The following is a 14,204-nucleotide window of genomic DNA, read 5'->3' on the forward strand; positions in this document are numbered from 1 at the left end:
GGTAAGTTTCATGCTCCGTATCGCTCAAGCCATTAAAGGCGCAATGTTATCGGATATTTTGTCGGCATTAGTTCTTGCAATTCGTTATATGTTTAAGCGCAAGGCCACGGTGAACTACCCATTTGAAAAAGGGCCTTTAAGTCCGCGTTTTCGGGGCGAACATGCGCTTCGCCGGTATGCTAACGGAGAAGAGCGCTGCATCGCGTGTAAGCTTTGCGAAGCGGTGTGTCCTGCTCAAGCTATTACGATTGAAGCAGAACCGCGTTCTGACGGCTCACGACGTACAACCCGCTATGACATCGACATGACGAAATGTATTTACTGCGGGTTTTGTCAGGAAGCTTGTCCAGTTGATGCAATAGTTGAAGGACCAAACTTCGAGTTTGCCACTGAGACTCGCGAAGAACTTTTCTATGACAAAGACAAATTGTTGGCCAATGGAGATCGTTGGGAACGACAAATCGCAAAGAATTTAGAACTCGACGCACGCTATCGATAGGCAGCGCGCAACAACTAACCCGTCAGGTGACTGACAAAGGTGATCTTTGATTGCCGCAAAGAAGAAAGACGAGGCGGACGCGTGCAGCTGATCGCTTTTTACATACTCTCAACGGTCGTGGTTTTATCGGCCCTGTTTGTGATTTCATCGCGAAATCCAGTGCACTCCGTGTTGTGGTTGATCCTGTCTTTCTTCACGGCAGCTGGATTGCTAGTGCTAATTGGTGCTGAATTCCTCGCAATGCTGTTGGTGGTGGTTTATGTCGGCGCGGTAGCGGTTTTGTTCTTGTTTGTTGTGATGATGCTAGATGTCGACTTCAAACAAATGCGAAAGGGCTTTGCTGATTACTTCGTCGTAGGTGGAATGATTGGATTAGCTCTCCTTGCTGAACTCGCAATTATCGCAACAGCTGCAAATACGGATCAGGTTCGTAATTTTGACCCATCTCCAGGTGCAGACACCAATGCAGAAGCTTTATCCAATGTGCTTTACACTGATTATTTGTTGTTATTCCAAATGGCTGGGATCGTTCTGCTGGTCGCAATGATTGGAGCCATTGTTCTTACATTGCGGCATAGGCCTGATGTCAAACGCCAAAATGTGGGTGATCAAATTGCACGTCGACGCGAAAATGCTGTTGAGGTTCTGGATGTAAACCCGGGGCAAGGTGCGAGCATTCGCAAAGAGAATGAGAAATAGAGGCTGGATATGGAAGTAACACTTGGACACTATCTGGGCCTTTCTGCCATACTTTTCACGATTGGCGTATTCGGCATTTTCGTGAACCGTAAAAACATTATCGTAATCTTGATGGCAATTGAATTGATATTGCTTTCTGTGAATATCAATCTGGTTGCGTTCTCTGTCTTCAACGGAACAATTACAGGGCAAGTGTTTGCAATGCTTGTACTGACGGTAGCAGCAGCCGAGGCGGCAGTTGGATTAGCTATTCTTGTTGTTTACTTCCGAAACCGTGGCGAGATCGCGGTGGATGATGTCAACATGATGCGCGGGTAACGGGTAAAGGAGAACGGGGCATGGGCTGGCAAGAATTAGCTGCAATAATCGTCGTATTTGCTCCGTTGGTTGGAGCAATTATTGGGGGATTCGTAAATCTTTTTACACCTCTAAATGATGAGTTTACTTCTCTTGAAAATGTAGCTCACGATGCGCACAGTCACGCGCATATTCCCGCAAACCGTGCGAGGTTAGATAAGATTGCAATGTCCGCAACCACTGCACTTGTCGTGACAGCGGCTATGTGTGCGACACTATTATTCATGAACCAGTTTATTGCATCTGGTGAAGGCGTACCTGAAACATATTCTATTACCTTGGCACGTTGGCTTGATGTAGGTGCTTTCCAAGCGAACTGGGCTATTCGTATGGACACAATGTCATTCGTAATGATGTTTGTGGTCACGAGTGTTTCGTCTTTGGTGCATATTTATTCTTGGGGATACATGTCGCATGACATGGGCCGTGCACGCTTTTTCGCTTATCTTTCTCTATTTACATTTATGATGTTGATGCTGGTGACCGCCGACAATTTCCTGCAGTTATTTTTTGGCTGGGAAGGTGTTGGTTTGGCATCGTACTTACTGATTGGTTTCTGGTATCATAAATCGTCTGCGAATGATGCTTCGATCAAAGCTTTCGTCACAAATCGGGTAGGTGATGTGGGCTTCGCTCTGGGAATAATGACTGTGTTCCTTGTGTTCGGAACGGTCGAAATTGCACCTGTGTTTGACGCTATAAAAGACAATGTTGAACTGACGCCATTTGCGTTTGGTGAAATTGCTCATGTGCAGGAGATGTCGTTATCGATATTGGGCGTAACTGCACCCGCTCTAGAGATAATCGGCGTGTTGTTGTTTGTCGGGGCAATGGGTAAGTCCGCACAGCTTTTACTACATGTATGGCTGCCTGATGCCATGGAGGGGCCAACCCCTGTATCGGCGCTTATTCATGCTGCCACCATGGTGACAGCTGGAGTGGTGCTGGTGGCCATCTGTTCGCCTATATATGAATACACAACATATGCTTCCGCAATGATTACATTCATAGGTGCATTGACGGCTATATTTGCCGCAACTGTGGCGCTTACCCAGAACGATATTAAGCGCGTAATTGCATATTCGACCTGTTCGCAGCTTGGGTACATGTTCTTTGCTGCGGGTGTTGGAGCCTATGATGCAGCGATGTTTCACTTGTTTACACATGCATTCTTCAAAGCGATGCTTTTCTTAACCGCGGGTGCCGTCATTCATGGCTTGGCTGATGAACAAGACATGCGCAAAATGGGTGGGTTGCGTTTTAAAATGCCGATTGCGTGGTTGATGATGCTGATCGGAACTTTAGCAATAACAGGCGTCGGTATCCCGGGTACTAAGATTGGATTTGCTGGCTTCTTTTCTAAAGATGCAATATTGGAAGAGGCATTCCTCTCAGGCGGCATGTATGCCCATTTTGCATTTTGGATGGGAATACTCGCAGCGTTGCTAACGAGTTTCTATTCTTGGCGGTTGATGTTGATGACCTTCCACGGGAAAACACGTGCCAACGAACATGACTTTGACCATGCTCATGATGCGCCAAAAGTGATGGGTGTTCCATTGTATCTTTTGGCAGGAGGAGCGGTACTCGCAGGAGTGGTTTTCTACGGAGCGTTTATCGGGAAGCTCACTGAAGTGAATAAAAACTTCTGGGGTGATTCAATCTATAAAGCCTCACATTACGAAGAACATCATGATGATTCAGAGGTTTACAAAACCGATGTGACGCACTCTACAGAACACGTGGTGGCCGCTGATGCTGATAATCATGACACCATTAGCCATGATGTTGGATCCTCCAATGATTACGCTGGAGATCACGGTGATGGGCATCATGGGGTTCATCCTCCAGATTGGGTGTTGTGGGCTCCTTTCTTCGCATGGATGAGCGGATTAATTCTCGCTTTGATTTTCTACGGATGGGTACCTCATATCCCAAGAGCTATGGGTGAAAGATCAGGGCCAGTGCATGCAATTTTATCGAATAAATGGTTCTTCGATGAGATCTATAATTTTGTATTTGTGAAGGGTACGAAAGCAATTGGTGATTTCTTCTGGAAGATAATCGACATGAAACTGATCGACGGTTTAGGGCCCAATGGTTTGACTAAACTCACAAAAGCCAGCGCAGGTGGATTGTCTCGTTTGCACACAGGCTACTTGTATCATTATGCATTCATAATTTTGATTGCAGCAGTGGTCTTTGGGGCAGTGGCAATCTCAGGCCAATCTGGAGGAAACTAATGGCATCTTTTCCAATTCTCTCCATGATTACGTTTCTGCCTTTGGTGGGGGCGTTGATAATCCTTCTAACGCGTGCAGCAGTTGGCGAACAATCTCGAGAAACAATCCGCTTAGCAGCTTTGGTTGTAACTTTGGCTACATTCGTCCTTTCACTCTGGGCTATGTCGGAATTCAATCCCTCTGCTCCGGGGTATCAGCTGGTTGAAGATGTCGCGTGGTTTGGGCAGATCTCATACAAACTAGGTGTTGATGGGCTTTCTATGTTGCTCATTTTACTTACCACATTTTTGATGCCGCTTTGTGTATTGGCGAGTTGGAAGAATATTGAAGTTCGATTTGCTGAATACATGATAGCGTTTCTTGTTCTTGAAACGCTGATGTTGGGAGTGTTCTGTGCATTAGATTTGGTATTGTTCTATATATTCTTCGAAGGTGGCCTCATTCCAATGTTTATCATTATTGGGATATGGGGAGGCGCAAATCGGCTTTATGCAGCGTTTAAGTTTTTCTTATATACGTTGCTCGGATCTTTAGCTCTTTTAGCTGCTCTAGTGTACATCTATGTAGACGTAGGAACGACGGATATTCCAACGCTTCAGCAGCATGTATTCTCTTCAGATGTGCAGACATGGCTGTGGCTTGCTTTTTTTGCATCCTTTGCTGTCAAACTGCCAATGTTCCCAGTTCATACCTGGCTTCCTGATGCCCACGTGCAAGCACCTACAGCAGGCTCGGTTATTCTTGCGGGTGTTCTACTGAAAATGGGAGGTTACGGAATGTTGCGTTTTTCATTGCCAATGTTCCCAGAGGCTAGCCTTCTGTTTCAGCCACTTGTTTTCACTCTATCGGTCATCGCCGTGATCTACGCGTCACTAGTTGCTTACCGTCAGACAGATATGAAGAAATTGATCGCTTATTCTTCTGTCGCTCACATGGGGTTGGTAACGCTCGGAATTTTTGCGTTCAATGAAGAGGGTGTTCAGGGAGCAATTTTTCAAATGTTCTCGCACGGTCTGATTTCAGGTGCTCTCTTTTTGTGTGTAGGTGTCGTGTATGATCGAATGCATACTCGCGAAATAGCCAAATATGGTGGACTGGTTCATCGAATGCCAATTTATGCTGCCTTTTTTATGTTCTTTACAATGGCAAATGTCGGCCTTCCTGGAACCTCCGGGTTTATAGGTGAAATCATGTCTATGGTGGGAGGGTTTAAAGCAAACCCTTGGGCAGCAGCAGGGGCCGCGCTTGGTATGATTTTCTCAGCGGTGTACATGCTGACATTGTTCAGAGCTACCGTGTTTGGGACTATTCAGAATCCCAAAGTTGCCGATCCAGAAATAGCCAAAGATGTCACATTAGTTGAAGGTGTAACTTTATTGTTATTAGCAATAGGGACGTTAGTTTTGGGTATATTCCCATCACTTATCTTCGATATCTCAGAAGCTTCCGCCGTCGAAGTTTTAAGTTTGATGCAGAAATAGGAAAGGGCAAAAGATGGATATTTTGAATGACATTTCCGTTGCAGGCCCAGAAGTACTACTAGTAGCCGTCGGGCTAATTGGAGTCTTGATTGGTTCATTATTGAAAGACGCTTTCAATGGTCTTTCTAGGTTGTTGGGGGCGTTAGCCCTTGCCGGAGCAGCATTTCTGGCTGCTGGCCAGTCAACAGGCGACGCGGTTTCTGCTTTCAATGGACTCTATAAGATTACGCCTTTTATTGCTTTTGCAAAAACAATCGCATTTGGCGTGGCAGCAGTAGCGCTCCTTATGGCAGGTGAATATCTTCACCGAGAAAACATGAACAAGTTCGAATACACACTTTTGATCTTGTTTGGGTGTGTAGGCATGGGTGTGATGTTGTCTGCGAACAATTTGATGACATTATATCTCGGGATAGAAACCCTGTCTCTGTCATCTTATGTGCTGGCCGCTTTTAATCGAGATAGCAGACGATCCGCTGAAGCTGGACTTAAGTATTTTGTACTTGGTGCTTTGGCATCAGGATTACTTTTATTCGGATGTTCCCTTGTTTATGGCTTCACAGGATTTACTGGATATGAAGATATCGCTGCTTCTGAACAAAGCTTGGGGCTGACATTTGGTTTAGTCCTTATCTTGATGGCAATGTGTTTTAAAGCGTCAGCAGCACCTTTCCATGTTTGGACACCAGATGTGTATGAAGGGGCTCCAACACCAGTAGTCACATTCTTTGCGACTGCGCCTAAGCTTGCAACTGTAGCACTATTGGCAAACACAATGTTTACGGTGTTTGGTGTGTATGAACAGTCTTGGATTATTATTGTTGGAGCTGTATCTGCTATTTCGATGCTTGTCGGCGCGTTCGGGGGACTCGCTCAAAATAATATTAAGCGTCTATTGGCTTATTCTTCCATTGCAAATGTTGGATACGCATTAATGGGAGTTGCAGCTGGTGAAGTGAACGGTGCTTCCGCAGTTCTAACCTACATGACAATTTATGTGCTAACGAGCTTAGGACTGTTCGGGGTTGTGCTGGCAATGCGCCGGCGAGACGGACAAGTTGAAAGCCTTTCTGACTTGAATGGGCTGTCTACATCTCGTCCAGGATTAGCTGTTGCTCTAACGGTGCTAGTTTTTTCTGTAGCTGGAATTCCACCAATGGCAGGGTTCTTTGGAAAACTCTTGGTATTTGAGGCTGCAATTCAATCGGAATTATATTGGTTGGTGGCGGTCGGCGTATTGGCTTCTGTGGTATCACTCGGTTACTATTTGAAGATCATCTGGGCTATCTGGGCAAAGACGACTGAAGAAGAAAGTCTACAACCGGCTGATTCAATGGTCGCTGTTTCTATTTATGGCACCACTCTACTAGCTTTTCCTGTCTTGGTTATCTGGATTGGAACGATTGTAACGTTAATCAACACAACCACAGCAGCGGGCTAATGACAAAACTTATTGAAGCTGCTTTGGCGCATTCTTGGCCAACTTTTTGGTATGAAGAATTAGACAGTACAAATCTGGAAGCTAGAAGGCGGGCATCTAACAACGAATATGGTCCCTGCTGGATTGCTGCCAAACGACAGACTCAGGGTAAAGGTAGATTGGGGCGTCAATGGTCTGCACCTGAAGGGAACCTTTCAACAACAGCATTGTTTCCATTCGATGGCACATTGAAGCAAGCTTCTGCAATCAGTTTTATTGCGGCTTTGGCGGTGTATGATGCTGCTATTTCCATTGGTGCCAAATCTGATGGGTTGCAACTTAAATGGCCAAATGATGTTCGCAGTAACAAGCATAAATTGGCGGGAATTTTGATTGAAACTGGAGAGGTTTCATCAAATTTGAATTGGATTGCTCTTGGAATTGGCGTCAATATTCAATCTTCACCGAATGTAGATCAAAAGACAATTTCGTTAAGCGAATTAACGAAGACTGGTGCGCCAAACGCCGATAACTTGCTGGAAAAACTCAAATTGACCTTTGGAGATAGGTTGCACTCTTTCTTAAAGTTTGGTTTCTCTCCAATAAGAGAAGATTGGATGAAATACGCGGAAGGTCTAAATGAGATGATCACCGTGCAGGATTCACAATCGCAAATTGTCGGAAAAATGAAAGGTATCAATGAAGATGGTGCTTTGGAAGTTGAATTATCCGATGGAACACAAAAGTTAATTACAACAGGCGATGTCAGTCTTGAAAACTGACATTTAAAGTTGATATAAGACGGGGCGAAAATGCTTCTGGCAATAGATACCGGGAATACAAATACATTATTTGCAATTCACGATGGAAAAAATTGGCGAGCGCAATGGCGTAGTGCCACTGATTCAACAAAGACAGCTGATGATTACGCAGTTTGGTTGACACAGCTAATGCACTTGAGTGGATTAGAAATAGGGAAGATCAACGCTTGTATTATATCTTCTGTGGTTCCGCAGGGATTATTCAACATGCGAAATTTGGCGCGTCGATATTTAAATGTTGAACCATTGGTTATCGGTGAAAATGTCGATATCAATGTTCCGGTTAAAATACCGAAACCATCAGAGGTTGGGGCTGACCGCTTAGTGAACGCTGTAGGGGCTCTTGAAGTGTATGATGGTCCCATGATCGTTATAGATTCAGGAACTGCTACAACGTTTGATGTTGTCGGTGCAGATGGTGGATTTGAAGGCGGCATTATTGCGCCTGGGATTAATTTATCTATGCGTGCCTTACACGATGCTTCAGCCAAGCTTCCACGAGTGGCTATTCAGCCTCCGGAAGGCAATAAAGTTATAGGCACTGATACTGTAAGTGCCATGCAATCTGGGGTGTTTTGGGGGTATATGGAATTAATCGATGGGCTTGTTAATCGTATCAAAGACGAATATGGAGCTCCGATGACAATTGTTGCGACCGGTGGAGTTGCTTCCCTATTTGAAGGCGCAGCAGAAACTATTGATCATTTCGATCCAGATCTAACCATTCGCGGCCTATTAGTTCTTTATCAGCGCAATAAAGACAACGCGCAGAAAAAGTAGAATTTTATGACTAAAGAAGAATTATTGTTCTTGCCGGTAGGTGGTTGCCGTGAGATCGGCATGAACTTAAATGCGTATGCATACGGCTCTGGTGCAAATCGCAAATGGTTGATCCTTGATGTAGGTGTAACTTTTGGTGGACCTGAAACACCGGGTATTGATCTAATCATGCCTGACACAGAGTTCATCGAAACCATTCGCGATGATATTGTAGGTATTGTGTTAACGCATGCGCATGAGGATCATATTGGGGCAATTGCTCACTTATGGCCAAGGTTACGTGCTCCAGTGTATGCAACACCATTTACTGCACATTTGGTCATGGAAAAGCTTCGTGAGAAGCAGCTAGATAAAGATGTTCCGTTGAATGTTGTCGCATTGGGTGACAAGCGTTCAATTGGGCCGTTTGATTTGGAATATGTAACACTCACTCACTCAATTCCAGAACCCAATGGTTTGGTGATCAAAACACCTCTGGGAACGGTTTTTCATACAGGTGATTGGAAGATCGACCCAAATCCAATGGTCGGTAAAAACTTTGATGAAGCTCGTATTAAGGAACTAGGTGAAGAAGGTGTTCTCGCGATTGTGTGTGATTCCACCAACGTGTTCGAAGAAGGTGAGTCCGGCTCTGAAGAGTCAGTAAGAGAAAACCTTATTAAAGTTGTCGGAGAGCAGACGGGTAAAATCGCTATCACCACCTTTGCGTCCAATGTAGCGCGCTTGGAAAGTTGCTGTATTGCCGCGATGGAAAATGATCGTTCGGTGGTGCTGGTCGGTAGATCAATGTTCCGCATTACAGATGCAGCTAAAGAAGTAGGTCTACTAAAAGACATTCATTTTGTTGAAGCGGGCGATGCAGAACACTTAGCTCCAGATAACGTTCTGTATCTCTGTACTGGGTCTCAAGGAGAATCCCGCGCTGCTTTAGCAAAAATTGCAAATGGCTCACATCCAAATGTTAAAATGGGCGAGGGTGATACAGTATTGTTTTCATCCCGCGTGATCCCGGGCAATGAAAGAGGTATTTTTGACCTCCAAAATTCATTGGCTGAAAATGGTGTGAAAATCATAACAGACCGTCAGGAACACATACACGTATCTGGACACCCTTGTCGCGATGAATTGCGCAGAATGTATTCTTGGGCAAAACCAAAAATATCTGTGCCTGTCCATGGAGAGCGTCGCCACATTATTGAACATGCAAGATACGCATTATCAATGCAGGTCCCTGAGGCTGTAACGCCGAATAATGGTGATCTTATACGTCTTGCTCCAGGTCCAGTAGAAGTCGTAGATGAGGTGCCAACTGGGCGCTTATTCCTGGATGGAAACCGACTTACGCCTGAACATTCCGGTGGAATGCAGGAAAGACGTCGTATGTCTTGGTCTGGGCATCTTAGTGTGAGTGTTGCTATCGATGAAAAAGGCCGTGTTAAGGATGGTCCCTTTGTTGCTGCTCGTGGGTTTTCAGAAACTGATGGCCGTGTTGCAGATGAGAGCCTTGATCAGCTTGACGAAGCTGTAGAAAAGGCCATGGAAAAAATGTCCCGCAAAGATATTCATAATGATGAAAATGTAGAACGTGCGCTTTTGCGCAGTGTACGGAAATCCGCTGAAGGTTTATTTGGAAAAAGACCACTCGTAGATATCAACATTCTGCGCGTGTAAAAAATAAAACAAAGCGGGAGAAAATTATGAAAATAGGTCCACTAAATCATGTGGGAGTAGCTGTTCCTAACCTTGAAGAAGCAATGGAAAACTATCGTTCATTGTATGGAGCGACTGAGTTTGTAGAACCGTTTGAAATGGAAGCCCAGGGTGTGCGTGTGGCTTTTGTAAACCTACCTAACTCTCAGATTGAACTTATAGAGCCATTAGGTGAGAAATCTCCAATTTTGAATTTTCTAAAAAACAATCCTAAAGGTGGTCAGCACCATATTTGTTTTGAGGTTGATAGTGTTGATCAAGCTATTGAAGATGCAAAGGCAGAGGGGGCTAGCATTATCGGGGAGCCACGTATAGGTGCGCACGGCACTCCTATGATCTTCATTCACCCTAAAAACTCAAATGGTGTATTGATCGAACTAATGGAACCTGCTGACCACTAGGTCAGAATGGGAAATAGAGAGGAACAAACTATGGGCTTTGTGGAGATTGGAATCGTTTGGTTTATCTCATCGTGGCTGGTGTTTTTTCCTCTTGTATCCAGAGGAACGGTAACTCAAGAAGAAGATGGGCATGTTGTGCCAGGCTCAGAGGCATCTGCGCCGATTGATCATCAGTTACCAAAGAAAGCACTATGGGCTATAGCAGGTGGTGCTTTGTTCACGTTTCTGTTTTGGTTGGGGATGGTGTCAGGATTGTTTGCTCAATTCATTGATTTGATCGACTATACCAACCGTTAAAGAGGTAATCGTCTCTTTTTGACGCTTTTAGCAGTTGCACCAAAATTCAAGGCCGTTTATCCAAAAGGAAATATTTACCTTAAAGGAGTCGACCTGTTATGCGGTTGTCCAAGTTTTTTCTCCCAGTTTTAAAAGAGACACCTGCAGAGGCTAAAATTATCTCGCACCAATTAATGTTGCGTGCTGGTATGATTAAGCAAACAGGTTCAGGGATTTATTCTTGGTTACCTTTGGGGCTTCGTGTTCTTAAAAAAATAGAGAATATCGTTCGTGAAGAACAAAACCGTGCCGGTGCAATCGAATTATTAATGCCTACAATTCAGCCAGCCGACCTCTGGAAAGAGAGCGGGCGGTACGACGCGTACGGTAAAGAGATGTTGCGTATCAACGACCGTCACGATCGTGAAATGTTGTTTGGTCCAACAAATGAAGAAGTTGTGACTGATATTTTTCGATCATATGTTAAATCATATAAACAGCTCCCTCTGAATCTATACCATATCCAATGGAAATTCCGTGATGAAATTCGGCCTCGTTTTGGGGTGATGCGGGGTCGTGAGTTCTTGATGAAGGACGCGTACTCATTTGATGTGAATGAAGAAGAAGCGCGTAAGAGCTATTATAAAATGTTCTGTGCCTATCTAAATACGTTTGAACGTATGGGTTTGAAAGCTGTACCAATGCGCGCGGATACAGGACCAATTGGTGGGGATTTGTCTCACGAATTTATTATTCTAGCAGAAACAGGTGAGAGCGAAGTTTATTGTGACTCTGAGCTTGTAAACATGCCAGCACCCGGCCTCGGTCTGGACTTCGATAGTGATTTGCTTCCTGAATTTGAGAAGAGAACAAGATACTACGCTGCAACTGAAGAAATGCACGATCAGTCTAAGTTTGAAGCTGAAGTGCCAGAGGAGCGTCGCCTTTCTGCGCGCGGTATAGAAGTTGGGCATATTTTCAACTTCGGGACCAAGTATTCTGAGCCTATGAAGGCCAAAGTGATGACACCAGAAGGTAAGGAGGTGCCTGTTCACATGGGTTCTTACGGTGTTGGTGTTTCTCGTCTGCTGGGCGGAATCATCGAGGCATGTCATGACGAAAAAGGTGTGATATGGCCCGATGAGGTCGCGCCTTTTAGATCAGCAGTGGTCAATCTTCGTCAAGGCGACGAAGCCTGTGATGCAGCATGTGAGGATGTTTACGCAAAACTTGAAGCTGCGGGACTTGAGCCAATGTATGACGACAGAAATGAACGCCCTGGTGCTAAACTGTCAACTTTGGAACTTATTGGTATTCCCAAAGCAATCGTGATTGGACCGCGCGGCCTTAAAAATGGCGTAGTTGAAGTGAAAGACAGAATGACAGGTGAGACAGAAGAAATGTCTGTTGACGCCGCTCTGAATAAACTGTCAGCAGGTGCGTAAGATTAATGACAAATGGTGTCGTAACGGATCGTGTATCTCCTAACGCTGCACGTGTGGATGGTCTTGATGAGCATGCCAAAGGCACACAACCTTTTGGTCCATTCGAGAGAATGCTTGCGTTTCGTTATATACGGGCCAAACGTGAACATGGTGGTCTGGCCCTAATTTCCATTGTTTCGACAGTGGGAGTGACCCTCGCGGTATTCGCATTGATCACTATCATGTCCATTATGAATGGCTTCCGGTTGGAGCTATTGTCAAAAGTCGTAGGGTTTGAACCGCATGTGTATGTAAACGCAGTGGAAATGCCCACAGCTGAAGCGGATGAACTAGGTCGACGTATCCGTCAACTGGATGGCGTGGTCAACGTGGCTCCCGTTATCGAAGAAATGGTGCTCGCCGATTCCGGTGGCCGAAAAGAGGGTGTTTCTGTTAAGGGACTACACCCTCACGATCTTCAAGATATTGAGCTTATCGTGTCTCACCTTCAGGAAGGTGACTTAAGTCAATTTGGCATGGAAGGCTCGCGATCAGATACCATTGTCATAGGTGAAGGTCTTGCTCGTTCGATGGGGCTGGTGGTTGGATCACGCTTGAAATTGTTATCACCCAACGGGCCACGTACCGTGATGGGGCAAGTGCCCCGTTCTAAAGTTTATACTGTAACAGCTATATATAACGTCGGTAATGAAAAGTATGATCGATATACTGTGATAATGCCGATGGATCACGCTAGATTGTTTTTCTCCAAAGGTGATAGTTATCAATACCTTGGTGTCAGAGTTGAAGACCCTGACAATGCGGAAGATCTTTTGATAGAGCTGCGCGAAAAAGGGATTACAAATCGCTATGCACGTGATTGGAAGTCATTGAATGCACAGCTTGTTGGTGCGTTGGTGGTTGAACGCAACGTCATGCGTTTAATTATGATGATTGTAGTTATGATCACCGCTCTAAACATCATTACTGGTGTTTTGATGCTTGTAAAAAACAAAGCACGCGATATTGCGATATTACGAACAATTGGTGCCACGCGCGGTGGCGTTGTTCGGATATTCCTGATGAGTGGATCAATCCTTGGTGCTGTAGGTGTTGGAGTTGGCTTGTTTCTGGGAGTTATGTTTGTACTTAACATCGCTCCAATTCAGCACGGTGTTGAATTTGTGTGTGGTTGTGAAATTTTCCCTAAATCTGTTTACCAACTCAATGCAATTCCGGCAAAACTCCAATGGTCGGAAGTTGCGATTGTAACTGGATGGGCTTTCCTAATGACGGTTCTTACGACTTTGATCCCATCTATGTGGGCGTCTAAGCTTGATCCTGTGGAGGCATTGAGAAACCAATGAGTACGACTCCAATTTCTCAACGTAAGCCGATCATGCGGCTCAACAATGTGCGCCGCACCTATGTGACAGGTGAAGGTTCGCTAGAGGTGCTGAGAGGAGCAAATCTAGAACTTCGTCCCGGTGAAATGGTTGGTCTGGTTGGACCTTCCGGATCAGGAAAATCTACACTCTTACACACGGCTGGTCTCCTTGAATCACCAGATGAAGGGCTCGTTGAAGTGGACGGTGTAGACGCGGCTACAATGAGCGAAAGAGAGCGCACTTTAACGCGTCGTAAGAAGCTTGGATTTGTCTATCAGTTTCACCATTTGCTACCTGAACTAAACGCAATCGATAATATAGCAGCGCCATTGATGATTGATGGCGTAAAACGGTCCGCAGCGCGTGCTAGAGCGCAAAAATTACTCAACGCGATGGGATTGTCCGATCGAGCGACTCATCAACCTGGGCAATTATCGGGTGGTGAACAACAAAGAGTAGCTATTGCTAGGTCGCTGGCAAATCACCCTCGAGTGCTTATAGCTGATGAGCCAACAGGGAACCTTGACCCAACTACGACAACGGCTGTTTTTCAAAGCCTTTTTGATACAGCGCGTACTGAACAAGTCGCGGTTTTAGTCGCTACCCATAATCTTGAACTAACAAGTTATATGGATAGGGTGTTAACTTTAAAAGATGGTCAATTGGCGAAGGCTGACCTGTAGCTCAATTGGTTCGCGAGCACAT

General features: G+C 45.1%; 14 protein-coding genes. All 14 read left to right on the forward strand.

All coding sequences use genetic code 11. The features are described 5' to 3' along the window. The first annotated feature begins 10 nt into the window (after positions 1 to 10). The 14 genes from nuoI (at position 11) to F551_RS0107585 (ending at position 14,182) form a co-directional block, all read left to right on the forward strand. A complete protein-coding gene (gene nuoI / locus F551_RS0107520) occupies positions 11 to 499 on the forward strand; it encodes an NADH-quinone oxidoreductase subunit NuoI (protein ID WP_018996885.1) in 489 nt (162 codons plus the stop codon). A gap of 39 nt (positions 500 to 538) precedes the next feature. Continuing rightward, the gene (locus tag F551_RS0107525) at positions 539 to 1,198 is read left to right on the forward strand and encodes an NADH-quinone oxidoreductase subunit J (RefSeq protein WP_018996886.1); all 660 of its coding nucleotides are present in this window, start codon (positions 539 to 541) and stop codon (positions 1,196 to 1,198) included. 9 nt (positions 1,199 to 1,207) lie between these two features. Beyond that, a complete protein-coding gene (nuoK, locus tag F551_RS0107530) occupies positions 1,208 to 1,516 on the forward strand; it encodes an NADH-quinone oxidoreductase subunit NuoK (RefSeq protein WP_018996887.1) in 309 nt (102 codons plus the stop codon). Between the two features lie 20 nt (positions 1,517 to 1,536). Beyond that, positions 1,537 to 3,798, forward strand: a complete 2,262-nt coding sequence (nuoL, locus tag F551_RS0107535; RefSeq protein ID WP_018996888.1) for an NADH-quinone oxidoreductase subunit L — start codon at positions 1,537 to 1,539, stop codon at positions 3,796 to 3,798. Further along, positions 3,798 to 5,279, forward strand: coding sequence for an NADH-quinone oxidoreductase subunit M (locus F551_RS0107540; RefSeq protein WP_018996889.1), 1,482 nt, complete (start codon positions 3,798 to 3,800; stop codon positions 5,277 to 5,279). Before nuoL ends, F551_RS0107540 begins: the two co-directional genes overlap by 1 nt. 13 nt (positions 5,280 to 5,292) lie before the next feature. Then, the gene (gene nuoN / locus F551_RS0107545; protein WP_018996890.1) at positions 5,293 to 6,720 is read left to right on the forward strand and encodes an NADH-quinone oxidoreductase subunit NuoN; all 1,428 of its coding nucleotides are present in this window, start codon (positions 5,293 to 5,295) and stop codon (positions 6,718 to 6,720) included. After that, complete coding sequence (locus F551_RS0107550; protein WP_018996891.1) at positions 6,720 to 7,481, forward strand: biotin--[acetyl-CoA-carboxylase] ligase; 762 nt, start codon at positions 6,720 to 6,722, stop codon at positions 7,479 to 7,481. Before nuoN ends, F551_RS0107550 begins: the two co-directional genes overlap by 1 nt. Before the next feature lie 30 nt (positions 7,482 to 7,511). Continuing rightward, complete coding sequence (locus F551_RS0107555) at positions 7,512 to 8,300, forward strand: type III pantothenate kinase (RefSeq protein ID WP_018996892.1); 789 nt, start codon at positions 7,512 to 7,514, stop codon at positions 8,298 to 8,300. 6 nt (positions 8,301 to 8,306) lie between these two features. After that, positions 8,307 to 9,971: a ribonuclease J gene (locus F551_RS0107560; RefSeq protein WP_018996893.1), complete on the forward strand. Its 1,665-nt coding sequence runs from the start codon at positions 8,307 to 8,309 to the stop codon at positions 9,969 to 9,971. Between the two features lie 26 nt (positions 9,972 to 9,997). After that, entirely contained in the window at positions 9,998 to 10,411 is a 414-nt protein-coding gene (mce, locus tag F551_RS0107565; protein WP_018996894.1) for a methylmalonyl-CoA epimerase, read from the forward strand. 30 nt (positions 10,412 to 10,441) lie between these two features. After that, complete coding sequence (locus tag F551_RS0107570) at positions 10,442 to 10,708, forward strand: DUF1467 family protein (protein ID WP_033404822.1); 267 nt, start codon at positions 10,442 to 10,444, stop codon at positions 10,706 to 10,708. A 98-nt stretch (positions 10,709 to 10,806) separates the two neighbouring features. Further along, complete coding sequence (proS, locus tag F551_RS0107575) at positions 10,807 to 12,132, forward strand: proline--tRNA ligase (protein WP_018996896.1); 1,326 nt, start codon at positions 10,807 to 10,809, stop codon at positions 12,130 to 12,132. Positions 12,133 to 12,137: 5 nt separating this feature from the next. After that, a complete protein-coding gene (locus tag F551_RS0107580; RefSeq protein ID WP_018996897.1) occupies positions 12,138 to 13,478 on the forward strand; it encodes a lipoprotein-releasing ABC transporter permease subunit in 1,341 nt (446 codons plus the stop codon). Further along, the gene (locus F551_RS0107585) at positions 13,475 to 14,182 is read left to right on the forward strand and encodes an ABC transporter ATP-binding protein (protein WP_018996898.1); all 708 of its coding nucleotides are present in this window, start codon (positions 13,475 to 13,477) and stop codon (positions 14,180 to 14,182) included. The genes F551_RS0107580 and F551_RS0107585 overlap by 4 nt, the downstream gene beginning before the upstream one ends. Positions 14,183 to 14,204: the final 22 nt, after the last annotated feature.

Origin of the sequence: Hirschia maritima DSM 19733 (assembly GCF_000378345.1) — a bacterium.
Classification (GTDB): domain Bacteria; phylum Pseudomonadota; class Alphaproteobacteria; order Caulobacterales; family Hyphomonadaceae; genus Hirschia; species Hirschia maritima.